Source organism: Fibrobacter sp. UWB3 (assembly GCF_002210405.1).
Lineage (GTDB): Bacteria > Fibrobacterota > Fibrobacteria > Fibrobacterales > Fibrobacteraceae > Fibrobacter.
In genome coordinates this window covers 97,595-119,678 of sequence record NZ_MWQJ01000001.1, presented here as the reverse complement: position 1 = coordinate 119,678, position 22,084 = coordinate 97,595, and the positions used below count along the sequence as shown (strand labels likewise).

Genomic DNA, 22,084 nt, shown 5'->3' with positions numbered 1-22,084 from the left:
CAAAACCCGTCAACAAATAAACTCAATTATTGGTTGACGGATAAAGCTTAAATTGCTATAATGTGCCGCACTCGCCCCCATCGTCTAGTGGCCCAGGACTCGGGATTCTCATTCCCGCAACAGCGGTTCGAGTCCGCTTGGGGGTATAAAAAAGTCTAACCGAAATGGTTAGGCTTTTTTTGTAATATGAAAGTCTTGCGGGCGGGGCCCCAGCTCGGAGTTGCGAAGGCCGCACGGGCCCCTCCCTGCACCCTCCCCATCCTTGGCCGACGCTCCATTCTCACAACGATAAAACTTTTCTTAAAGTAATTGGTATTCTCGCTTTTTCACTTATTAATGTAAAAAGCCAGGGTTTGTACCCTGGCTTTTCATATGCTTTAAGCGAGTTTTGCGCGGTTTAGTTAATGCCCGCGCATTTTAGCTTTCAATTACTTGATTGTGCTGGTCAAGCGGAATGCGAAACCGACATCGCTGATTTCGTTGCCGCTGTAGACGCTGAACTGGAGCTTGGAATTGGCAATCTTCTTAGCCCATGCCACTGTCCATGCCCAGTCATCAATTTTCTTACCACCGGTAAGGTCTGCACGGTCATTGATGTGTTCCCATTCAACGTAGAGGCTGCTCATGAGCGTGCTCATGAAGCAATCCTTTTTCGGAGAGTATTCAGCACCCAGGTAGAACGGATGGTAAGCGTCACCCGGTTTCATGTACTTGTATTCCGGAGCAACGTAGTTGGGGGCTGTCGTTTTGACTTCATCATCTTGTGTGACGATAAAGCCGTATTCACCATAAACGCGCAAGAAATCGAGCGGCTTGTAGCTCAGGTAGGTTGCGAGGCGGTGGGTGATGGCTACGGTATTTTGAACCGGATCAATTGCGTTCACGCGGTAGGCAAACTTTGCTTCGAGCGGGAAGTCGAACTTGAGATCTTCTTCAATGCGGACATAGCCCGTATTGAACTTGTTGTCTCTTGTGGCGACCATGGCGGTGAAGTTCGAGTAACCGGTCTGCCAGCCGAATTCAACAGCGTTGTGGCTGTAATCGCGCATCCAGAGACCGCGGGCAGTGAGGTCCTTATCGATGTAAGTACCGAAGTGGGTAGACTGAGACCAGTCCGTCTTCCAGTGACCGATTTTGAGGTTGAGTTTGTAGGTGTCAAAATTCCACTTGTAGTTTGCCCAGTAGAGGTCTGCGAGAATCTTGTCGTAGCTAGTGGTCTTGCCGTCGCCGTCCTTAATCTTGTTGCCGAACTGCGGGGCGAAAATGCGAAGCATCACCTGTGCATCGAAGTTATCGCTCTTGTAAAGACCGCCAACGTTGGCGCGGATCCAGAAAGAACTCAGGTTGTTGTCGTCATCGGCAATCATCTTGGTGGCCTGAGTCTGGACGTTGCCCTTGAGGCTGAATTCGCCATCGGCTGCAAAGGCTGCAGAGCACATGCCTGCAACCAAAAGTGCGCTTGTCATTGTTTTAAAGTTCATGATTTCTCCGTATAAGATTTTCGTGCGCAAATCTAGAAATTTCAAAAATTATTTAAAGATAATTTGAAACTAGCCTGTTCAATTTTTATTTTTGCCTCACAAAATATCCATTGGAGTACAAGAATGAGAATGATTTCCCGTATTGCATTTTCGGCAATAGTGGCCGTTTCTTTTGCATCTGCAGGCAAACTTGCGCCGAACAAGACGCACGCCGTGCTGAACGTGACTTACACGAACGAAGAAAACGTTCCGCATGCCAAGAAAAAGCTCACGTTTTTGGGGCAGAACAAGGGAAAAAAGGTGGTTATCACGACGGACGTGTATGGCGAAGCTAGCTTCCATATCCCGCGTGAAGATTCTTACACGATTCTCTGCGAAAGCTTGACGGGACCGTTCGAATGCGGCGAAACTCCGTATGTTTCTCGCACGGCAAGCACGGGTGGAATTTCGGTCGTTTTTGACGATACTCGTTCCGAACTTACGGGTGTGACGTTTAAGGCGGGCAGTGCAGAACTTGTGCCGAGCTCCTTGAAGACTCTCAATGCCGCGATTGCAGGGCTCAAGCGCAATCCGAAGGCCAAGATTGAAGTGGAAGGCCATACAAGTAGCGATGGCTCCGCAGAACTCAACCAGCAGCTTTCTGAAGATCGCGCAAACAGTGTCCGCAATTATATGATTGAACAGGGCATTGATGCTGACCGTGTGACTGCTGTGGGTTATGGCCCGAGCCGCCCGAAGGGTGACAACTCGACAGAAGCGGGTCGCCGTGCCAACCGTCGCATTGAGCTTAAAGTGCTCAACGCCGATGAAGTGAATTTCTAAAAACGAGATCAAAAAAACGAAATGCGCGGCCGATGAGCCGCGTGAATCTTGAAAACGCAAAAAGCCGCAATCGCGGCTTTTCAGCTGTCATTCCCGCCTCTGAGCGGGAATCTCCTTTTTAGGGGATTAAACTGCGCGAATTCCGTCTTCGGTAATCACAATTTTTTCTTCGCGGAAAAGCGTCCCGATAATCTTCTTGAACGTCTTCTTGGACATTCCGAATTCACGACGGATAGTTTCCGGGTCGGTGTGGTCGCCGTAGGGGAGGAATCCGCCCGCAGCTTCGAGCTTTTGCATGACCGCATTGGGACTTTCGCTCTTCATTACTCCCTTGTAACCGATCGGCGTCAAGTTGAGCGTAATCTTTCCGTCGCTCGTGAAACGCTGGATAAATCCGGGCATCGTATCGCCGATGTAGATGCGTTCCATGCCGGGCGTCATCATGAGGCGACCCGTGTAACGGTAATCCACGAGGCAATCGACGTAGTCGGGTGTGACTTCGTAAGCGGCGAGTTCTACGCGCTGGCCGATATGCAAGTCGTTCGTGTCCGGATCGATAAAGCTCTTGATCTTTTCTGTGGCGATGATGCGTCCGCTCTTTTCGTCTTCGAGTACAAAGACTACGCAACGGTCGCCTTTCTGCAATTCGCCAAGCTGCTGCTTAAAGGGGAGGAACAAATCCTTGTTGAGCCCCCAATCCAAGAATGCGCCAACGCGGTTGACTTCCTTGACGGTGAGTACTGCAAATTCGCCTACCTGGGCGAGCGGCTTGTCAAGTGTTGCAATCGGGCGGTCTTCGGAATCCGTGTAAACGAACACGTCAATGATTTCGCCTTCGACAAGCGTGAATTTGTTGCGGTTGCCGGGGAGGAGCACGCTTCCTCCAGTTTCGAGTTCCAGGTAATAACCCTGTGGCGTGATTGATTCGACGCGTGCGCGGTTAATTCTTCCAAGTTCCATAATTTGCCTTTCCGTTCAAGTGTTGCCGCGAACAATCGCGGTTCATTAATGTCATGCCCGCCTTCGAACGGGCATCTCCTTTAAATATACTTTTTCTCTGGATTTGTCATCCTGACACCATAGGTGGAAGGATCCAGTGATTTCTACAAATATACTTTTTTGCGCTAGTTGTCGCAAGGGCTCTCGTAGTTCGAATGCTTTGCTTTACTCCGTCGGCAGTTCCTTGCAATGTCGCATAAACCTAAGCGTTTCTTTTTCGCCATCCTTTGCGAGTTTCTTGAGCAAGAAAAGCAACTTCTTGTAAGTCGTTTCCGTCATTTTCTCGTGCGCGGTGCTTTTCGTCAAATACTGGAGCGGAGCTTCTTGCGTGTAGGTTTTCTTGTTGTACGTCTTGGAGGCAGCCACGCGGTCGCAGAACATCTCCTTGATGTAGCGGTCCGGCATGTCCATCGGCACGATTTTCTTTGTTTTCATGTCGTAATCGTACCAAAATTCAAAATGGTGCTTGTTGCGCCCCTTGTGGTGCATCCATGCAAGACTGTAGCCCGTGTCGCGGCGTTCGCCGTTGTTTGGCGATTCCTTGCCCGTGTAATACTTGGCTCCAGGAATAAATTCGGTAGGGCTGTACTTCGATAAATCGTGGAATAGTCCCTGTAACCCGATACCGGCCTTGAAGCAAAGGCGAATCACTTCGTTCCTGTGCTTGGTAATCGTAATGAAATGACGAATCGGATGGAACATGCTCGAAAAATAGAAAAAAAAGATAAGGTTTTCTGTATTTTTGTAATAAAAAATTATACAACTTGAGCCTTTTTCAAAAAATTAATGTTATCTTTCTAATCGTAAAATAGAGTTTTTGCTCTTGTTCTCATTTCTTTTGCAAAGCTGGGGGTAACTCCGGATTTTTGATTGAATCTGGCAAAAGCTTTTGAAAAACGCATTGTGTCGAAATCCGCATGACATGGTGTGTAACGAAGTGCGGGTGGTTCTCTAGAGGTATAATAAGAATGTGGAACAAGAAATTCGGGACTTGAAAGAAAAAGTTGCGGAATTGAAGAAACGCCTTGATGACCTTGAATTCAGTAAGAAAAATGTTGTTGCCTCCAATGCCACCGCTCCATCGGGATTGCCTATCATACATTCCATGTAACTTTCGAAGCGCAACCTCAAAAAGTCGTCTTTCGTACCTAAAAGTTCATTTTGAGGCATCAATGCTAATACAGTATGCAAAATATTGCGTGTGTTGATACTTTATTCAAGATGTGATTTTTTTTTGATTGAACTTAACTGAAAAACAAATTGGTAAGGAGATTATCATGGGAAAATATTCATGGGTTTGTCATCGTTGTGGTGCAGATGTTACAACTAGTAGTAAGATGACTCCTATTGGTTGGAGTGGTTCTTTTAATGGTTATTCCTATTGTCCACGTTGTACGGCGATTCGTGCTGATGAAGAAAATGAAAGAAGAAAAGCTGTGGAAGCTTATTGGAAATCACCTGCGGGGAAAAGAGAAGAACGAAATGCAGGGCTGACTTGTTTGGTTGGTGGTGTTTTTGCGGTTGCGACATATTTTTTTGTGGATTCACTCTTTTATGCTTTGATCGCATTTTGTGTTGGTGGTGTCATTACAATTTCTCGTGTTGGAGGCTTGAAAGATGGACTTGGCTGTTTGACATTTTCCGTTTTTGTTATTGGGGCTATAATTGTATTGTGGGGTGCCCCGCCGTTTAATATTCGGTCGAGTGATGTTGTAAACGATCAAATTGAACAATCCCCTACGATTGTACCCCAAAAAGACGAAAAATTAAAAATACCAGCATATCTTCATGGAGTGGAGGATGTTAATAGTGATGCTGATTTGGCTAATTTCTATTTTGGTATTGCAAATAAGTTCTACCATAATGAAATGGGACTAAAGGGAACTCAGGAACAAATAGATGCTGGGAATAAATTGATGATTCGGGTCTATGATTTCTTAGGGAAATCAGCGAAGAAAAAAATGCTAAATATCGACAGTATGAAAATTTTTGTCAAGAATTTTGCAGGAGTGTCTGAATTTCGCAAGAAAAAGGCTCTTGAGGATTTGCAGATTGGTATAGGCAAAATAGAATCACTTAATAAATAATAATTTTTTTTCAATATTCTATATTGTTGTGAATGATTTCTCTCATGCAACAACTCATCGCCTGGCTTGGCTGGGGTAACGGCATTGGTGCTATTGCTGGCGTCAGTGCCGTTTTGACTACAATTGTAGTTTTTATTCCTGTTGTGGCTGGCATGCTGCTTTATGGCTTGGAAAGATTGCAGGTTGAAATCCTCAAAAATCTAAATCATGATTTTGCCTTTTTTTTCGTAAACTTTCTCACTTTCCCAGGAACTTTCGTTCATGAAATGTCTCATTTGATTTTTGCGGTTATCACGGGTGCAGAAGTTCACGAAATTTGTATGTTTGAAAATGATAATGGACGCCTTGGACATATTAGTTACCAAGTTCGTGGGCCTTGGTTCATACAAGCCGTACAACATTCTTTGACTGCGGTTGCGCCGACTGTTGTTGGTATTGGCTTGGGGTGTTTTTTGCTGAATTATATTTTTACAGCAAAGCTATCTTTAGAGATGAATGTTGGCTTGTGGTATTTGGTAATTTCACTTGTAGATCATTCGACAATGAGTGATGCCGATTTGAATCATTATTTTCAAGGCGTGTGGATTTTTATAGTTCCTATATTTCTATTTTTCTTTATTCTTGGTTTGAACGCTTAATTCCACAAAACTTCGCCCTCTTGCCGTCAATTCTCGAAAAAGGTATTTTAAATGAGTTGATAGTGGAGGCACAAGTATGATCGATAGAGATGAATTCAATGCGTGTATGAGTTCCGCTCGGCAAAAAGGTTTGGCTGAAGGCGAAGCAAAAGTAAAAGAAAGGTATGCTGCTCGTTATAAGAAGATTGTTGAATACCTTCGCTCTCATGGAGTGCCTGAGAAATTGCTGAAAGCCGCTTTTGCAATCAAGTAGTATGAATGAATGTTCTATTAGAAAACCTGCCGTTATTTTAGCGGATTCTATGGAAGAATATATGGCGCCTCCAAATCCGTATAAAAATCCCCCGAAAAGCAAATTAAATCTGTTGGAGTTAGGACGGTATGCAAGGCGCGTTGGGAAAACCGTTGATAAACTAACTGCCGAAGAAATTTTGCAGTTTAAGATTGGTTAGCATATCAAAAAAATCCCTGCCACTTGCTGTGACAGGGATATTAACATAGTCATGCCCGCCACAGTGCGGGCTTTTCCGTTTCAAAACAGAGAACTGCTAATTACTTCTTCTTCGTCTTCTTGGTTTCAAGCCATTCGTCGAAGGTAATGCTGCGGTCAACAACACCGTTCGGCGTGAGTTCCAAGACGCGGTTTGCGACGGTTTGAACAAATTCATGGTCCTGAGAGCAGAAGATGACCGGACCCTGGAATGCCTTGAGACCGTTGTTCAAAGCGGTGATGGCTTCCAAGTCGAGGTGTGCGGTCGGTTCGTCGAGGAGCAAGCAGTTTGCGTTCGAGAGCATCATCTTCGAAAGCATGCAGCGCACCTTTTCACCACCGGAGAGCACGTTTGCGCTCTTCAAAGCTTCTTCACCGGTAAAGAGCATACGGCCGAGGAATCCGCGGATGAACGTTTCGTCTTGTTCCTTGCTGTACTGGCGCAGCCAATCCACGAGGGAGAGGTCCGTTTTGAAATAAGCGTCGTTGTTCTTCGGGAAGTAGTTGTAGCTGATGGTGTTGCCCCACTTGAGTACGCCATCCGGTGCCTTGATTTCTTCGGCAATGAGCTGGAAGAATGCCGTCTTGAGTGTGTCGTATTCACCGACGAGAGCGACCTTGTCCTGGTTGCCGAGCGAGAAGTCGAATCCCTTGCAGACGATGCCGTCGCCGCCATCAACGGTGGCGTTCTTGACTTCGAGTACGATCTTACCCGGTTCGCGGTCCATCTTGAAGTTCACCCACGGGAACTTACGGCTGGAGGCCGGCATTTCTTCGACGGTCATCTTGTCCAAAAGCTTCTTACGGCTGGTGGCCTGCTTGGCCTTAGCGGCGTTAGATGCGAAGCGGCGAATGAACGCCTTGAGTTCTTCAATCTTTTCTTCTGCGCGGCGGTTCTGGTCCTTGCGCTGCTTCTGGGCGAGCTGGCTTGCTGCGTACCAGAATTCGTAGTTACCGCCGTAAATGTTGATCTTGCCGTAGTCGATATCGCAAGTGTGCGTGCAGACGGCGTTCAAGAAGTGACGGTCATGGCTCACCACGATCACGATGTTTTCGAAACGTTCGAGGTAGTCTTCGAGCCAGCCGACAGTTTCCAAATCAAGGTGGTTCGTCGGTTCGTCCAAGAGCAAAATGTCCGGGTTGCCAAACAGAGCCTGGGCGAGGAGCACGCGGATCTTCTGGCCGCCATCGAGTTCGGACATCAAGTTGTAGTGGAATTCTTCGGGAATGCCGAGGCCCTTGAGGAGCACGGCTGCGTTGGAGTCGGCTTCGTAACCGCCGATTTCGCCAAAGCGCGTTTCGATTTCCATGGCCTGCATGCCCTGTTCTTCGGTCATTTCAGGGAGCGCGTAAAGTTCGTCGCGCTTCTTGCCAAGTTCGTAGAGTTCCGGGAAACCCATCATCACGGTTTCGAGGACAGTGTTGTTTTCGTAGGCGAAGTGGTCCTGCTTCAAAACGGCGATACGTTCGCCCGGGTCCTTCGTGACTTCACCCGTGTTCGGTTCTAGTTCGCCCGAAAGAATCTTGAGGAATGTGGACTTGCCGGCACCGTTTGCGCCGATGACACCGTAGCAGTTGCCTCTCTTGAAAGAAAGGTTCACTTCCTTGAAGAGGACGCGGCTACCATACTGGAGACTGACATTAGAAACATTAAGCATGGCGCCAAAGATAGTAAATTGTGGGTCGGGATTGTAGGGGGCTTGGGCATTGCTAGCCCGAAAAAGCTATTATTAAACGTGTCATCCTGAACAACGCGAAGGATCCAGTAGAAAAACCGTCATTCCGAGCATCGCGAGGAATCCAGTTGTTTTTTAGGTTTACTATGAAAATTAATTTATTTAAAAATATGGTGGAGCTCGCAATCTGTGCCTCACTCGCTTTTGTTATTTCGGGATGTTCCGATGAACGTCATGTGGTGTCTATCGATGTAACAGAAGTCACTGATGAAGAAGTCTCTGATGATGAAGGCTCGTCTACTGAGAAAAGTTCGTCTTCCTCCTCTGCTAAGTCTAAGTCGTCTTCGTCCTCGGCAAAATCATCCTCTTCTTCTGCGGAAAAGTCCTTTTTCAGTAAAACTTGGCGCGAAGATTGCCTTGCGAAAATCAACGAATATCGTGCAACCGAGAATCTCGATCCGCTGACATTCGCACCAGAAGAAAAGCAAACCTGCACTGACAATCAAGCTGCCGACGACCTCGCTTCGAATAAAGCTCACGGTCATTTTGGTGATTGCGGCGAAGGTGCGCAAAATTCGGGTCCTAACTTTAGCACCTCTTGGCGCAAAACTGCAACAGAAGCAACCGATGCTTTCCTCAAGATGATGTGGGAAGATGAAAAGGCTCTTGTGGTAAGCGGTGAGCGCGATCCCGACAAAAAAGAGGATTATTCCTATATCGGCCATTACCTGAACATGAAGGGCAATTACAAAACGGTCGCTTGTGGTATTGCTCTCACGGAAGATAGTAAAAAAGGCTGGCTGAATATTAATTTTTTCAGAAAGTAAAAACCTAATAAAATTGTAAGAAATTCCCATGATGATTAGTCATATGGAAATTATTTTGTAATATAAGCCCCATTTACTTAATGGGGTCTTTTTTTTATCTTTGTCCCCATGAGTTTAAAGTCAAAATTTTTCATTTTTTTGTTGACGTTTGTTGCGCTTGCTTATTCGGCAGCTCCTGCGGATTCTACTAAACCTTCGAAAAAGGGCGGGCTTCTTGGTAGCCTTTATCCAGTTGAAGAGGATGAGGCAATCCATCGTGGAAATATCCTCACGGGCGCAACGCTTTTCTTGCTTCAAGGAAATTCTGACGAAGATGCGCTGAACATTCTGTTTGGTGATATTTACAAGGCCGAAGGTTATACTTTTACCGCCGAAGTTTTTGGTGGATATTTTATTCGTGATGCTATGGCGATTGGCGCTCGTGCTGGGTACAGTCGTACATATGTAGATATCGACTATTCAATCCTCGAAGATCTGGCCGATGTTAAGGAACATCGCAAGTATGTGAGTAACGGTTTTTTTGTTCAGCCGTTCCTCAAGAACTATTTGAAAGTATTTGATTCCAAGACGATTTACTTTTTTAACGAAACTTCGCTTACGGTAGAATATTCCTACGGTATCTCGCAATCGGATGATGGCAAGGATGTTTCGAAAACGAAAAATCATGGCTGGACGTTTAAGTTTGGCATTAATCCTGGCCTGAGTATTATGGTGCTGGATCGTTTGGCGTTTGAAACTTCAGTCGGACTTTTGGGCTTGAACTCTTCGTGGATTGTAGTTGAAGAAAATGGTGAAAAACGCAGTGAAGTTTCTTACAACATTGTGAATTTTAAGATAAACTTATTGGCCCTTGATTTCTCGTTGGTGTATTTCTTCTAGGAGTTTGTAATGTTGTTAGAAAATTTTAATCGCACGAAAAATGGATATTGTGCTAGTGCTGCGCTCTCGCTCCTTGGACTTGTCGCAATTGTACTTTTGAATGGATGTTCGGCAGATTACGATACATTTGGGGCATCGGATTACCGCAATTTAGAAGAAATTTCGTTTGCAGAACAGGATGGCTCATCTGCTGTATATTCGGCAGAACATCGCATGGAATTTGATTTTGTAGCACCGCCAGAATCGCTTGATACCTGGGATTCTGTGACAGTCGAAAATATCGATATGAGTCATTTTGCATCACTCTATTTGGTTGATGGTAAAATTGAGGAATTCCCGACGGATTCTTTGGCGCTGGATTCTTTGACGAAAAAGGTTTCTCGTTCAAAAAAAGCGGTAAGAGTTGGCGATAAAATTCAAGTCCCTAGCGACCATATTGTTTATGTCGTTGTTGTTTCCGAAAGCGGGAAAAAATCAATTTGGCAGTTAGTGTTGAACGTTCCAGAACTCGAACCGGTAAGCAGTTCCTCTTCTGCAAAATCTGCAAAGTCTAGTAGCTCCGCGAAAAGTTCTGCTTCTAGTAGTGCATCGAGTAGTTCCACAAAATCCGCAACGTCAAGTAGTGTGTCGAGCAGTTCCACGAAAAAATCGAGCAGTTCAAATAGCGACGAATCTCCTGACTCTAGTGACTCTCGTGAATCCAGCGATTCTCAAAACTCTAGCAGTTCTGCTGCTGAAAATCCCGTCGAATCCAGCGGCTCTCGAGAATCTAGCGATTCTCGCGAAGCTCCCGCCCCGCGCATCCTCTCGCTTTCCATCGCAGGCAAATCCGCTGAATTTGATGCAGACCGCAAAACGTTCCACGTGGACGATCTGGATTTCCGCACTGATCTCACAACGCTTGAACTTTCTGAAATGGAACTTTCAGAAGGTGCGACCGCCAATGTCGAAGTGGGTGAGTCTTATGACTTTGGTGCTGGCGTTCAAGTGACTGTCACGAATGCAAACGACGAATCTGAAACGTACACTATCAAGGCGGGCTATCAGCTGCCGGGATCGAATTTTAACACCTGGAAAGGTGATTATGTCACGCCTGATTCCATCTGGGGTAATGCCAACACGATTTTGACGACGACGGAAAAAATCACGTCTGGCTCCATGATCGGTGCTCAAATCCAGACGAGTTCTGCTCTTACAAAAACGGCAAGCGGAAGCCTTTACACGGCGGTCTTTAATCCCAAAGGCGTTGGTACTCTCTCGATGGCGAGTTCTTCGACATGGCCCGACGGCAATGAACTCCTGGATTTCGGCAAGCCTTTTAACGCTCGCCCTGAATTCATGGAAGTCAAGTTCAGCTACGAAGGTAAAGGCGACAGCTGCGATATTTACATTCTTCTTGAAAATCGCACCGGCGACAAGAACGTCAATCGCAAATCAAGTGACGTGAACAAGCTGGTCGCTTCCGCTTGGTTCCGTTCCACAAAGGCCGATAATTCCGGCCGCGAAAATCCTGATGTCGTAAGTGTCTCGGAACCGGACGAAAATAAGATGCGTACGCTCCGTCTCAAGCTCCAGTACGGCGAACCGCTCGCAGGTTCACCGATTGAAAATTCTTCGACGTTCAACACGAAACTTGAATCCTCGAACAAGTCCGCCATCAACAACGGCTTGGTGCAGGGGACAGGCGACGAGCCCGTGACGCATATCCGTGTTGTGTTTGCTTCGAGTGCCGATGGCAACCATTACAAGGGCACAAAGGGCGCTACACTCGTCATTGACGAAATGAAGCTGATATATTAAGCCCATATATTATATAATACTCACAAGGGTTCCCAAACTTTCGGCTTTTAACTAACTTTTAATTAAGGTTAGAAAATGATACGAAAGTTATATCTCCCTCTTCTTATTGCACTGTTCTCGCTCGCGCTCACATCGTGCCAAAGCGAGAAACAGACCGTCATCCCCAACAGGGTTCATTCCATCAGCGATCTCGGCCACAAAAAAGTGGGCGTGCAGATAGGCAACACCGCCGATATCTACGCGTCGGACTTTGGTGGCGACACGGCGAAAATCGATGTCGAACGCTATACGAAACTTGCCGATGCCGTGCAAGCGTTGTTGCAGGGAAAGATTGACGCGGTCATGAGTGATGATCAGCCAGCCAAGGCTTTCGTGCTCCAGAATCCGTCGCTTCGCATTCTCGAAGAAGTCTTCGTCGAAGAAATGTATGCAGGCGTTGTCGCGAAGGGCAACGAAGCGCTTTTGGATTCAGTGAACCAGGCGCTTGAAGCGATGAAGAAGGATGGCGTTTACGATTCCCTCTTCAACACGTACATTTACCGTTCGGGCAATTACCACTACCAGAAAAAAGTGACCGAAGGCCCGAAGCTCGTTGTTTCGACCAACGCTCAGTTCCCGCCATACGAATATTACGAGAACACAAAGATTGTCGGTCTCGATATCGAAATCGTGAACTACATTGCCGACTACCTCAACCGCACGGTCGAAATTCAGGACATTGAATTCGACGCGATTATCAATGCGGTCGCATCGGGCAAGGCTGATGTCGGATTCTCGGGATTCACCGTGACCGAAGAACGCAAAAAGTCCATCAACTTTACGACTCCGTACACGCTCTCGAAAGTCGTCGTGATTGTTCGCGGTGACCAAACTGTCGAAAGCGAAGAAAGTTTTGGCGATCATGTCTACAAGAATTTCGTGAAGGATTCCCGTTGGAAGTTCATTGTCGAAGGTCTCCGCAACACGCTCGTGATTTCGTTCTTTGCGGCTCTCCTTGGCATCATGATTGGCTTTGTGATTGCGCAGATTCGCACGAGCAATGAATTTAACGGTCGTTTCAAGGTACTGAATTGGTTTGCGAAGGCATACCTCGCCGTGATTCGCGGCACGCCGATGATGATCCAGCTCCTCATCATTTACTACATCGTATTCTCGTCGGTGAACATCAACAAGATTCTCGTCGCGATTGTCGCATTCGGCATCAACTCGGGTGCATACGTTTCCGAAATCATCCGCAGCGGCATCAAGGGCGTAGACCCGGGACAGATCGAGGCTGGTCGTAGTCTTGGCCTCAAGTTCCGTACTGTCCTTTATTACATCGTATACCCGCAGGCGTTCAAGAATTCGCTCCCGGCTCTCACGAACGAATTTATCTCGCTCATCAAGGAAACTTCCATTTGCGGTTACATCGGCCTTACCGACCTTACTCGCGGTGGCGATATCATCCGCAGTATGACTTACGAAGCCATGCTCCCGCTCCTTGCTGTGGCTGCAATTTACTTTATCATTGTCGCCGGGCTCTCGGCTTGTGTTGCAAAACTTGAAAAGAGGTTGAAGAAAAATGAACGCTAATGCAGAAACTTTAATCCAGGTCAAGAACCTTTGCAAATCTTACGGTGACAAGCAAATCCTCAAGGGTATTTCGCTTGATATCCATCGCGGTGACGTGATTGCAATTATCGGCCCGTCTGGTTGTGGTAAGTCGACGTTCTTGCGCCAGCTGAATTTGCTTGAGCAGCCGACGAGCGGTGATATCCTTTTGGATGGCAAGAGCATTTTGGCAAAGGACGTTTCGAAGCCTTCGATTCGCGAGCGCGTTGGCATGGTTTTCCAGCAGTTCAACCTGTTCAAGAACATGACCGCACTCAAGAACATCATGTTTGCGCCGGTGAAACTCGGTCGCTTGTCCAAGGCAGAAGCCGAAACGCGTGCTCGTGAACTCTTGAAGCGTGTGGGACTTTTGGACCGTGCAGATCATTACCCGGCACAGCTTTCGGGCGGTCAGCAACAGCGTATTGCTATTGCCCGTGCCATGGCAATGCAGCCCGAAGCCATCCTCTTTGATGAACCGACGAGTGCATTGGACCCGGAAATGGTGGGCGAAGTGCTCAAGATCATGAAGGACCTTGCAAAGTCAGGAATGACGATGATCGTTGTGACGCACGAAATGAGCTTTGCCCGCGAAGTGGCAAACCGTGTGCTGTTCTTTGCCGACGGTTACGTTAAGGAAGACGGATCCCCTGAAGAAGTCTTCGACAACCCGAAGGACACCCGCCTCAAGGAATTCTTGTCCGCACTCAAGAAGTAGACTGTCGCGGCACTCCCGCATTAAGTTGTCATCCCGGACTCCGTTCCGGGATCACCATTATTTGTCATCCCCGCCTTATTTCTTCGTCATCCTGACGCTGAAGGCGGAAGACAACTCAAAAGGCGAGTGTTGCGACCATGCTTGCATGGGCATAACCGAGCCAAAGAGTTGGGGCGTAGCCCCATCCAGTTAAGTTTTAATGACGATAAAAACTAGAAACCCCGGTTTTAAAACCGGGGTCTCTTTAAACGCGTGCATCTTGTCGGCATTTAGCCGGCGTTCAGCGCTTAGTTATAGCTATTCTTAGCTTCGGACTGAGCCTTGAAAATCTTGTCGTATTCGTCCTTCGAGATTCTCATGTAACCCGTCACGATCTTGCCAGATTCGTCTTCGCCGAATTCATAGTAGGCGGAGTCGCCCTTGACGCGCATCAAAATGTCCATGTTGAGCGAATTCTTGCCACGGAGAGCGTTGTTCTCGTATTTGGCCGTGAGGTCGCCGTTCACGTTTCTGATGGTGTAATCGACGTTGTTTTCGGTAAGAACTTCGAAAATCATGTCGGCTTCGCCTTTCCAGTAACCCGTATAGTTGGGCTTTTCATTGTTGCAGCCGAAGAACGTAAACGAAGAAATTAAAAGTGCGGAGAGTATAAGTTTCGTTTTCATGCTCTTAAATTAGATAATTTTTTCCGGTTGGGTTAGCGAATCTATGTAATGTTGTTTTAACGGTGAGTTATTTACAACACCTGAAACCGACACTCGGGTACTGGTTCTGCGGGTAGAAGCTGAATTTGCTTACGGAACAGCTACTTTCGTTGTTCGTGTTCCATGCGCCACCTGCGACCAGGAACTTGTCCGGGTGCTGCTTGCTTGTTGAGGCTGTCCATTCCCAGAGGTTTCCGTTCATGTCGTACATGCCATACCAGCTGCGGCATTGCGTCTTGCGACCGCTTCTCTTGGCTGCCTTTGTGTTGGTATTGCACTTGCTCTGCTTGTAACCATTACCGTAAGAGAACTTGAAACCGTCCTTGCCACGGCAGGCGGCTTGCCATTCTTCGATTGTGCAGAGGTGTTTGCCTTCGTTCTTGCAAATGCGTGCGGCTTCTTCCTGGCTTACCATGTCCTTCGGTGTAGCGTCCGGCTGGTTCGGGTATTCATAGGCGTCTACGCAGACGGTCTTTCCGCCAACCGGGACGGGGTAGGCGTTCTTGCCGCAAATGTTATCGCTTGCCATGTCGTACTTGGCTTCTTCCCAAGCGGAGCGGTTACCGACGGAGTCGGTAGCGTAGAAGAACACGGAACCGGTCTTGTTGTATTCTATGCCCTTGCTTGCGTCTTGCGGATTGAGCGTATCGCCGATGGAAACAAACGTCTTGCATTTGATTTCGTCGCACTTGACCTTGAGCTTGATCGGGTCGTAGTAGCGGCCTGCAGGAGGCGTGATTTCGGCTGTGGGCGGGACCTTGTCCGAGTTGCGGAGGCTATCGGCGAAGCGAGCCTTGTTCAGGGAATCCTGGCGGTCTCTCTCGATACGTGCGAGCGAGTCGTTAACGCGGGCGAGACTATCCCTGCGGAACTTGCGATAGGCACGGATGCTGTCCTTGTTGACTGCCGGGACTTTGGGCAAATTGGCGAGCGAATCTGCCGTGCGGATGGAGTCCGCGATGCGCAAACTGTCTGCGATTCTAGCTTCTTCGAGAGCCTTCAAGCTGTCGGCCTTGGCCTGTTCGGCGCGGAGGCTATCAAGAATCTGCTGTTGGCGGAGTGCGAGTTCCGAGAGTTTCTGTTCTTCAAGCGCTTGCTGCTTGACCTTGTTGAGCTGGCACTGCACTACAAAAAGGCAGATGAGCAAAAGGAACATCAAAATCAAGATGACGAGATTGCGTTTCCCGTTTTTCTTCTTCTGGTTGCCCTGCGCATTTTGTGCGTTCTTCGTAGAATTCTTTTCGTTGTTTGCCATAAGTTACACCTTGTTTTCGACTGCTTCGTTTTCACCTTCGGCTTGATCTTCTTCAATAACTTCGTTGAAGAGGTCGTGCCAGTGGCGGAAAATTTCTGCTTTAAGTTCTTTCGGGGTGAGGCCGCGTCTCAGGTTGTTTCTGTAAGCGGTAGAAATTTTACCTGTTTCTTCGGAGACGATGATGATGAGGGCATCACTTTCGGCAGCGAGAGCTTTAGCGGCGCGGTGGCGCATACCGTAGCCTGCATCGCCTTCGGCGTTACCGGTCGGCATTGGGAGAATGCAGCCTGCGGCGACAATCGACTTGCAGTTGAGAATCACGGCGCCGTCGTGCAAAGCGGAGTTCGGGAAAAACAATGCGCGCAAAAGTCTAGAGCTGATTCGTGCATCGAGGTATTCACCCGTATCAGCGTAGTTCTTGAGGCCCACGCGTTTTTCAAGCACGATGAGCGCGCCGGTCTTTGTCTTTGCCAAATCCTGAACGGCTGAGCAAATTTTCTGGGCGATGTCATCGAGACCGCTCGCGTGGAAGAGGATGTTTCGCAAGTCCACTTTACTCACGCTCTGACCGATTCGCGTAAGGGCGCTTCGAATTTCGGGCTGGAACAAAATCACGATGGCGATAATACCGAGCGTAGCGAGGTTACTGAGCATCCACACAAGCGTATGGAGTTCCCACCACTGCGCAATGAGCCATGCGAGAATAAGCAAAAAGCCGCCGAAAATCATCTGTGCTGCACGCGTCCCGCGGAACAGCAAAAAGATATAGTACAGAATGACTGATATGAGGAGAACGTCCAGAATGTCAGCCATACGAACATCGATGATGCCGAATAACTTAAACAGCGTCATGGGACTTCAAAGCCTCCAAATATAAAAGTGATTCTTTTGCTTCGCGAACATCGTGAACGCGGATAACGCTTGCACCGCCAAGGGCGGCGATAATGTCTGCGGTCACGGTCGGGATAAGTCTATCGCTTGTTTCAAGTCCAGGCATCTTTCCGATGTAGGACTTTCTCGACGTGCCGATCAAAACGGGGTAGCCGTCCTTGAGCATCACGTCCACGGACTTCATCAAGTCTATGTTGTCTTGAACCGTCTTTCCAAAACCGATACCCGGATCAATGCAAATGCGTTCTTTTTCGACACCGGCGTCAAGGAGCTTCTTCACCTGAGCCAAGAGTTCTTCTTGAACTTCCTGCACCACGTTTGTGTATGGCTTAAAGTCCTGCTGCATCGTTCCGAAGTTTCCGCGCATGTGGTTCAGCACCACGCTTGCCTTTGTGCTTGCAACGGTTTCTATCATCTTCGGGTCCATCATGCAGGCGCTGATGTCGTTGATGATGTGCGCACCGAGCTTCATGCATTCTTCGGCGACTTTAGCCTTGACCGTATCGACCGAGATGTAGAACTTGCGGAATCCCGGATTGTCGAGGTCTTCCGAAATGGTTGCGGTCTGTGCGAGCGCCTCTACGACGGGGCATACGCGGTCAAGTTCTTCCTGAACGCTCACGGGAGCACTCCCGGGGCGGCTGCTTTCACCGCCGATATCGAGAATCACAGCACCTTGTTCCACCAACGAAATGGCGTGCTCGTAAGCGGCTTCGGGCGTGTTATGCTTGCCTCCATCAAAGAAACTGTCCGGGGTAACATTCACGATACCCATGACAAGCGGCATCCTCGAAGCTGGAATGATGTCGTTTCCAATTTTCCAAGAGATTGCACGATTAGATTCTAATAGAGAGCGGAGCATTGAGCGACCTTATTCGTTTTCTTTCACAGAATTTGTAGCGGTTTCGTTGCCTGATGCAGGGGCGGGCTGCACGTCGGTAATCGGAGCTACCGGCGGTTGGTCACCCGGGTCAGGCGGCGGAGTATTTTCTTCTTCGCGTTTCTTTGCGAGCTCTTCCATGGCCTTGTACTGGCGGCTCTTCTTTGTACCGGTGAGCTTTTCGCCAGCCATGACCTTGTCGATTTCTTCGCGGTCGAGCACTTCAAATTCAAACAGCGCTTCGGCGAGGTCGGTGAGCTTGTCCTTGTGTTCTTCAAGGAGTAGTCTTGCCTTGTTGTCCATACGCTTGATCAAGTTGTTGATGGCGTTGTCGATCTTTTCGGCCATCATTTCAGACATTTCCTTCGGCTTACTGATTTCGCGTCCGAGGAATACTTCGCCATCGGCGCGGCTGTAGCAGACCGGTCCGATTTCTTCGTCAAAGCCCCATTCCGTCACCATCTTGCGGGCTAGTTCTGTCGCGCGCTGAATGTCGTTACTTGCACCTGTGCTCTGGTGGTTGAAGAAAATGAGTTCGGCGAGACGGCCGGACATCATGATCATGATGCGTTCTTCGGCGTATTCGCGGCTGTAGCTGACCTGGTCGCGTTCGGGCAAACTCATGGTCACACCGAGAGCGCGTCCGCGAGGGATAATCGTAATTTTGTGGAGCGGGTCGGAGTGCTTGCAGAGAAGCGTCATGAGGGCATGGCCTGCTTCATGGTAAGCGGTGTGGCGCTTTTCTTCGTCGGTCATGAGGAGCGTGCGGCGTTCAGCACCCATGCTGAGCTTGTCGCGTGCTTCTTCAAAGTCGAGCATCGTCACTTTCTTGTTGTTGAACCTTGCGGCGAGGAGCGCTGCTTCGTTCACCAAGTTTTCGAGGTCTGCACCGGCAAGTCCCGGAGTTCCCTTAGCGACTGCCTTCACATCGACATCATCGCCAAGAGGCACCTTGCGCTTTTTCAAGTGTACCTTCAAAATTTCTTCACGGCCCTTGAGGTCGGGGAGGCCCACCACAATCTGGCGGTCAAAGCGGCCCGGGCGGAGGAGAGCCTTGTCGAGCACATCCGGACGGTTCGTGGCGGCAATCAAAATCACGCCTTCGTTAGCGGTAAAGCCGTCCATTTCCACGAGCAACTGGTTCAAAGTCTGTTCGCGTTCGTCGTGACCGCCTCCGAGACCTGCACCACGCTGGCGACCCACGGCATCGATTTCGTCGATGAACAAAATGCACGGAGCGTTCTTCTTACCGGTTTCAAACAAGTCACGCACGCGGGATGCACCCACGCCAACGAACATTTCCACGAAGTCCGAACCCGACATGCTAAAGAACGGCACGCCTGCTTCGCCTGCAACAGCGCGGGCGAGGAGCGTCTTACCTGTACCCGGAGGGCCAACGAGCAAAGCACCCTTCGGGATGCGGCCACCGAGCTTGTCGTATTTCTTTGGATCCTTCAAAAATTCAACGAGTTCCTGCAAGTCCTGCTTGGCTTCGTCGCAACCGGCAACGTCATTGAACGTGGTCTTCTTCTGCGAGTTCAGCTGGCGCACTTGGCTCTTGCCGAACGAGAACGGGCTCTTACCGCCACCGCCCATCTGACGGCTCATCATGATATAGAAGAACGCAATCAGCAAAATGGCTGGCAAGAATGCAACGAGAGTATCAATCCAGGTGGTCGATTCGTGAATGACCTTGACCTTCACGCCCTTGAAAGCTTCCCAAGTCGAAATCTGCTCGTTCGAAATATCGAGCATGTGGCTCTTGAAATGCTTGTTCTTGGTGTCGGTGCTATTGCGAGTGAACCTGGCGAGAGCGCTTTGGCTCTTCTTGGCCTCGGCGATTTCTTCCGGGGACATCTCGTAAGCGCCTTCGATAATCACGCCATCGGGAGTCTTCTGGAGGGTGAGTTCAGTAATGACCTTGGTTGAATCGCCCATCATGGCTAAAAATTCGGTGCGGGTGATATCCTTGCTGGACTCTTTCCCGGTCATGGGGAACATGACGAAAAGCATGAGGAGCATGATGAGAACAATGATAAAATTCTTGTTCTTAAACGGAGCTGGCTTCTTTGGTTGATTCATTATAATCCTTTTCTTTCTTCTCGCAAGATACAAATTTTGCGGCTGAAAGCGCGTCTTTGAACTCGCAAATCCAGACAGTATGCGCTATTTTGACGACGGAACGCCGGCGATAAACCGCCCGGACCGGGATTTTCACGTGGGCAGGCTCCTTAGGACCGTAGAAAAAGCCAATCGGGAACCGAAAACCCTTTTCTGTGAGCCACAACCGGAACATTTCGGACAGATCTGCATTGGCGTATTCGCGTAGAATCTTGTTGAGCTTTTTCTTGTCCAGCGCAATCGTACGTATTGCATTGTCATCCTGAGGCGAAGCCGAAGTAAGCGGGAATCCCCTTGTGTCATCCTGAGCGAAGTCGAAGGATCTAGAGCATTTAGCGATTACTTTTGCATACGCTTTGTCTGCTAGCCCCGCAATCTTGCAAAGCTGTTGGATTGCCCCCGGACATTCTCGTTCCAGATTCGGCAAAAACTCGTGCCTAATCTTGTTGCGTGCGAACTTCACATCCGCATTGCTTTCGTCCTCGCACCAGCTTAAACCATTTTCGCGAGCATAGGCGAGGAGGTCGCTACGAGTGACGTTCAAGAATGGACGATAGATGTGAATGCAGGGAATGTCATGCCCGACTTGATCTCTTTGATCACTTAGTGCTTTAGCACTTATGTGAGCATGATCCGCGTATGGGGAGGGCATCTCCTTCTTGTCCAGAATCTCCCTTACTTCCTGAATCCCGCGGAGCCCGGCTAGCGTTGTCCCTCGCTTAAGACGCATATACATCGTCTCCGCCTGATCCCCCGCATGATGCGCCGTCACGATAGCTATCGTAACGCACCCTTCTTCAATGTCATCCCGGACTCCGTTCCGGGATCGCCATTTTTTATTCAGAGCAATCTCGACTAGCGCTTTATACCTTGCATCTCGTGCGTTCTCTTCTAGCGAACCGTCTGCATCTTTCAGAGCTTCACCATCCAACTTCTTCAAGAAAAACGGAACGTCGTGCGACTTTGCAAATTCTTCTACAAATTTTGCGTCTCTGTCTGCCGTTCCTTCGCGTAGCCCGTGATGTACATGCGCAATGCCTAGCCATTCAATTCCAAGTGCATCGCGGTTCTCGATAAAATAATGAGCCAAGCAAATAGAATCTAAACCGCCTGAAACTGCAAGCAGCAGGCGCTTAAAACCATGATGGCGAATATTTTCAACTAAATCGAAAGTCAATCAAATAGAGTTCAGGGCAAGAGTAAAATTCTTCTTAATCACCGTAGTCGATGTGTGGGTATTTGCTTAATGAATCTAAAGTTTCCTTTGTCGGGAGCGATCTTACGCATGTATAGAATTCATTTTGATTGTCGATGTCGTAGATGAATACGGGGCCATCGTCATAACGTTTGGGGCCAATATATTTGTCTCTAGCGCTGAGTAGAAAATTTTCATCTTTTTCTAAACATAGATTTTTTGTTATAAAAGCACTTTTGTTTTGTCGACTGCAAGTTTTGCCATTGCTAGAAAATACTTCAAGAAGATTTTCTCCTGTAGAATCAAGCCAAATGCTTTTGGTGTATTCAAAAGACTGGTTTGCAATAGAAAAAACTTGATGGTAATAGTCCATTTTTGAAAATTTGAAGACTCCAAGTTTTACTAAAACGGAACTCATGTATGGTTCGTACATTAATCCTAATGTGTTTAACAATATAAAGCTGTAGAGTGTTGATCTTTTTTGTTCAGTTTCTTTATTCCCGATGGAATCATCTTTTGCTAGAGTCCCTTTTTCGAAAGTTTTGGTAACATATAAGGAATCTTGCGTAAATTTCAAAGTACGATTGTATATAGCGAATTCATTTGAGGAGTCGCAGTTGACTTCGGTCTTTCCGTAAATCCTAGTGCATTTGGTCATATTCCATGTGCCGTAAAGACCGTTGTGGTCGTTGCTTAATGCCAATGTGTCAAGATTGTAGATTTCGTCGTAGAATTGTTGTCTCGAAGAATCATCAGATATTTTTCTTTGGGCCGGACTAATCCACATGGAATCTCCGACAATTTTGATTTTATTCGAGTTCCAGGGCTTGTTGTTTTCTCCCCATGTAAAAGTCTTGGATTCGGAATTGTAGTTACAGGAGACTGTTCCTCGGTTTAAGATACCTGAGTTTTCATCGTAACTGTATGTTGTGGAAAACGTATATCCATCGTTGGAACAGGCGATGAACAAAAATGCGATAATTGCAAGTGCAATAATTTTTTTCATAAAAAATTCCATTTTGTTTAGATAG

22 protein-coding genes and 1 tRNA gene are annotated in these 22,084 nt (G+C 47.9%); 12 read left to right on the top strand and 11 right to left on the bottom strand.

Annotated elements, in window-relative coordinates; genetic code table 11:
• The first annotated feature begins 73 nt into the window (after window positions 1-73).
• Window positions 74-146 (top strand) — tRNA-Glu (locus tag B7991_RS00525).
• A 282-nt stretch (window positions 147-428) separates the two neighbouring features.
• On the opposite strand, the gene B7991_RS00520 is transcribed toward B7991_RS00525, so the two are convergent.
• Window positions 429-1,481: a hypothetical protein gene (locus tag B7991_RS00520; RefSeq protein WP_088629118.1), complete on the bottom strand. Its 1,053-nt coding sequence runs from the start codon at window positions 1,479-1,481 to the stop codon at window positions 429-431.
• 123 nt (window positions 1,482-1,604) lie between these two features.
• On the opposite strand from B7991_RS00520, the gene B7991_RS00515 reads away from it, so the two are divergent.
• On the top strand, window positions 1,605-2,303 hold the full coding sequence (locus B7991_RS00515; protein WP_088629117.1) for an OmpA family protein: 699 nt from the start codon (window positions 1,605-1,607) through the stop codon (window positions 2,301-2,303).
• Window positions 2,304-2,429: 126 nt separating this feature from the next.
• On the opposite strand, the gene B7991_RS00510 is transcribed toward B7991_RS00515, so the two are convergent.
• Window positions 2,430-3,263, bottom strand: a complete 834-nt coding sequence (locus B7991_RS00510; RefSeq protein ID WP_014544884.1) for a S1 RNA-binding domain-containing protein — start codon at window positions 3,261-3,263, stop codon at window positions 2,430-2,432.
• Window positions 3,264-3,467: 204 nt separating this feature from the next.
• Window positions 3,468-4,004: a DUF5662 family protein gene (locus B7991_RS00505; protein WP_088629116.1), complete on the bottom strand. Its 537-nt coding sequence runs from the start codon at window positions 4,002-4,004 to the stop codon at window positions 3,468-3,470.
• A 268-nt stretch (window positions 4,005-4,272) separates the two neighbouring features.
• Here B7991_RS00505 and B7991_RS14730 point away from each other — a divergent pair, with 268 nt between their 5' ends.
• The 5 genes from B7991_RS14730 (at window position 4,273) to B7991_RS00485 (ending at window position 6,479) form a co-directional block, all read left to right on the top strand.
• The gene (locus B7991_RS14730; protein ID WP_176421732.1) at window positions 4,273-4,413 is read left to right on the top strand and encodes a hypothetical protein; all 141 of its coding nucleotides are present in this window, start codon (window positions 4,273-4,275) and stop codon (window positions 4,411-4,413) included.
• Between the two features lie 166 nt (window positions 4,414-4,579).
• Window positions 4,580-5,389 (top strand): hypothetical protein, encoded by an 810-nt coding sequence (locus B7991_RS00495; RefSeq protein WP_217898018.1) that lies wholly within the window; start codon window positions 4,580-4,582, stop codon window positions 5,387-5,389.
• Between the two features lie 44 nt (window positions 5,390-5,433).
• On the top strand, window positions 5,434-6,027 hold the full coding sequence (locus B7991_RS00490) for a hypothetical protein (RefSeq protein ID WP_254917784.1): 594 nt from the start codon (window positions 5,434-5,436) through the stop codon (window positions 6,025-6,027).
• Window positions 6,028-6,103: 76 nt separating this feature from the next.
• Window positions 6,104-6,280 carry a hypothetical protein gene (locus B7991_RS14725; protein ID WP_176421731.1) on the top strand — a complete coding sequence of 59 codons (177 nt, stop codon included), beginning with the start codon at window positions 6,104-6,106 and terminating at the stop codon, window positions 6,278-6,280.
• Window position 6,281: 1 nt separating this feature from the next.
• On the top strand, window positions 6,282-6,479 hold the full coding sequence (locus B7991_RS00485; RefSeq protein ID WP_088629112.1) for a hypothetical protein: 198 nt from the start codon (window positions 6,282-6,284) through the stop codon (window positions 6,477-6,479).
• A 100-nt stretch (window positions 6,480-6,579) separates the two neighbouring features.
• Here B7991_RS00485 and B7991_RS00480 read toward each other — a convergent pair whose 3' ends face one another.
• Window positions 6,580-8,175, bottom strand: coding sequence for an ABC-F family ATP-binding cassette domain-containing protein (locus B7991_RS00480; protein ID WP_014544889.1), 1,596 nt, complete (start codon window positions 8,173-8,175; stop codon window positions 6,580-6,582).
• A gap of 164 nt (window positions 8,176-8,339) precedes the next feature.
• Between B7991_RS00480 and B7991_RS00475 the strand changes: the two genes are divergently transcribed.
• The 5 genes from B7991_RS00475 to B7991_RS00455 all read left to right on the top strand — a co-directional run bounded on the left by B7991_RS00475 (window position 8,340) and on the right by B7991_RS00455 (window position 14,007).
• Window positions 8,340-9,020, top strand: coding sequence for a CAP domain-containing protein (locus B7991_RS00475; protein WP_088629111.1), 681 nt, complete (start codon window positions 8,340-8,342; stop codon window positions 9,018-9,020).
• 138 nt (window positions 9,021-9,158) lie between these two features.
• Window positions 9,159-9,899, top strand: coding sequence for a hypothetical protein (locus B7991_RS00470; protein ID WP_145993978.1), 741 nt, complete (start codon window positions 9,159-9,161; stop codon window positions 9,897-9,899).
• A gap of 9 nt (window positions 9,900-9,908) precedes the next feature.
• Window positions 9,909-11,699, top strand: coding sequence for a PCMD domain-containing protein (locus B7991_RS00465; protein ID WP_088629109.1), 1,791 nt, complete (start codon window positions 9,909-9,911; stop codon window positions 11,697-11,699).
• A gap of 75 nt (window positions 11,700-11,774) precedes the next feature.
• Window positions 11,775-13,271: an ABC transporter permease subunit gene (locus B7991_RS00460; RefSeq protein WP_088629108.1), complete on the top strand. Its 1,497-nt coding sequence runs from the start codon at window positions 11,775-11,777 to the stop codon at window positions 13,269-13,271.
• The gene (locus tag B7991_RS00455) at window positions 13,261-14,007 is read left to right on the top strand and encodes an amino acid ABC transporter ATP-binding protein (RefSeq protein ID WP_088629107.1); all 747 of its coding nucleotides are present in this window, start codon (window positions 13,261-13,263) and stop codon (window positions 14,005-14,007) included. The genes B7991_RS00460 and B7991_RS00455 overlap by 11 nt, the downstream gene beginning before the upstream one ends.
• Window positions 14,008-14,294: 287 nt before the next feature.
• Here B7991_RS00455 and B7991_RS00450 read toward each other — a convergent pair whose 3' ends face one another.
• The 7 genes from B7991_RS00450 to B7991_RS00420 all read right to left on the bottom strand — a co-directional run bounded on the left by B7991_RS00450 (window position 14,295) and on the right by B7991_RS00420 (window position 22,059).
• Entirely contained in the window at window positions 14,295-14,672 is a 378-nt protein-coding gene (locus B7991_RS00450; RefSeq protein ID WP_088629106.1) for a hypothetical protein, read from the bottom strand.
• Between the two features lie 67 nt (window positions 14,673-14,739).
• Entirely contained in the window at window positions 14,740-15,966 is a 1,227-nt protein-coding gene (locus B7991_RS00445; RefSeq protein ID WP_073424011.1) for an SUMF1/EgtB/PvdO family nonheme iron enzyme, read from the bottom strand.
• A 3-nt stretch (window positions 15,967-15,969) separates the two neighbouring features.
• Complete coding sequence (gene cdaA / locus B7991_RS00440) at window positions 15,970-16,818, bottom strand: diadenylate cyclase CdaA (protein WP_085490523.1); 849 nt, start codon at window positions 16,816-16,818, stop codon at window positions 15,970-15,972.
• On the bottom strand, window positions 16,805-17,644 hold the full coding sequence (gene folP, locus B7991_RS00435; RefSeq protein ID WP_254917783.1) for a dihydropteroate synthase: 840 nt from the start codon (window positions 17,642-17,644) through the stop codon (window positions 16,805-16,807). The genes cdaA and folP overlap by 14 nt, the downstream gene beginning before the upstream one ends.
• 84 nt (window positions 17,645-17,728) lie before the next feature.
• A complete protein-coding gene (gene ftsH, locus B7991_RS00430) occupies window positions 17,729-19,819 on the bottom strand; it encodes an ATP-dependent zinc metalloprotease FtsH (RefSeq protein ID WP_088629105.1) in 2,091 nt (696 codons plus the stop codon).
• Window positions 19,788-21,035 carry a tRNA lysidine(34) synthetase TilS gene (gene tilS, locus B7991_RS00425; RefSeq protein ID WP_088629104.1) on the bottom strand — a complete coding sequence of 416 codons (1,248 nt, stop codon included), beginning with the start codon at window positions 21,033-21,035 and terminating at the stop codon, window positions 19,788-19,790. Before tilS ends, ftsH begins: the two co-directional genes overlap by 32 nt.
• A 34-nt stretch (window positions 21,036-21,069) precedes the next feature.
• On the bottom strand, window positions 21,070-22,059 hold the full coding sequence (locus B7991_RS00420) for a hypothetical protein (protein ID WP_088629103.1): 990 nt from the start codon (window positions 22,057-22,059) through the stop codon (window positions 21,070-21,072).
• Window positions 22,060-22,084: the final 25 nt, after the last annotated feature.

Bases quoted from the DNA above. Each gene is read 5' to 3' on its own strand.
- B7991_RS00520 (WP_088629118.1), bottom strand. From the start codon at position 1,481: ATGAACTTTAAAACAATGACAAGCGCACTTTTGGTTGCAGGCATGTGC.
- B7991_RS00515 (WP_088629117.1), top strand. From the start codon at position 1,605: ATGAGAATGATTTCCCGTATTGCATTTTCGGCAATAGTGGCCGTTTCT.
- B7991_RS00510 (WP_014544884.1), bottom strand. From the start codon at position 3,263: ATGGAACTTGGAAGAATTAACCGCGCACGCGTCGAATCAATCACGCCA.
- B7991_RS00505 (WP_088629116.1), bottom strand. From the start codon at position 4,004: ATGTTCCATCCGATTCGTCATTTCATTACGATTACCAAGCACAGGAAC.
- B7991_RS00495 (WP_217898018.1), top strand. From the start codon at position 4,580: ATGGGAAAATATTCATGGGTTTGTCATCGTTGTGGTGCAGATGTTACA.
- B7991_RS00490 (WP_254917784.1), top strand. From the start codon at position 5,434: ATGCAACAACTCATCGCCTGGCTTGGCTGGGGTAACGGCATTGGTGCT.
- B7991_RS14725 (WP_176421731.1), top strand. From the start codon at position 6,104: ATGATCGATAGAGATGAATTCAATGCGTGTATGAGTTCCGCTCGGCAA.
- B7991_RS00485 (WP_088629112.1), top strand. From the start codon at position 6,282: ATGAATGAATGTTCTATTAGAAAACCTGCCGTTATTTTAGCGGATTCT.
- B7991_RS00480 (WP_014544889.1), bottom strand. From the start codon at position 8,175: ATGCTTAATGTTTCTAATGTCAGTCTCCAGTATGGTAGCCGCGTCCTC.
- B7991_RS00475 (WP_088629111.1), top strand. From the start codon at position 8,340: ATGAAAATTAATTTATTTAAAAATATGGTGGAGCTCGCAATCTGTGCC.
- B7991_RS00465 (WP_088629109.1), top strand. From the start codon at position 9,909: ATGTTGTTAGAAAATTTTAATCGCACGAAAAATGGATATTGTGCTAGT.
- B7991_RS00460 (WP_088629108.1), top strand. From the start codon at position 11,775: ATGATACGAAAGTTATATCTCCCTCTTCTTATTGCACTGTTCTCGCTC.
- B7991_RS00455 (WP_088629107.1), top strand. From the start codon at position 13,261: ATGAACGCTAATGCAGAAACTTTAATCCAGGTCAAGAACCTTTGCAAA.
- B7991_RS00450 (WP_088629106.1), bottom strand. From the start codon at position 14,672: ATGAAAACGAAACTTATACTCTCCGCACTTTTAATTTCTTCGTTTACG.
- B7991_RS00445 (WP_073424011.1), bottom strand. From the start codon at position 15,966: ATGGCAAACAACGAAAAGAATTCTACGAAGAACGCACAAAATGCGCAG.
- cdaA (WP_085490523.1), bottom strand. From the start codon at position 16,818: ATGACGCTGTTTAAGTTATTCGGCATCATCGATGTTCGTATGGCTGAC.
- folP (WP_254917783.1), bottom strand. From the start codon at position 17,644: ATGCCGCTTGTCATGGGTATCGTGAATGTTACCCCGGACAGTTTCTTT.
- ftsH (WP_088629105.1), bottom strand. From the start codon at position 19,819: ATGAATCAACCAAAGAAGCCAGCTCCGTTTAAGAACAAGAATTTTATC.
- B7991_RS00420 (WP_088629103.1), bottom strand. From the start codon at position 22,059: ATGAAAAAAATTATTGCACTTGCAATTATCGCATTTTTGTTCATCGCC.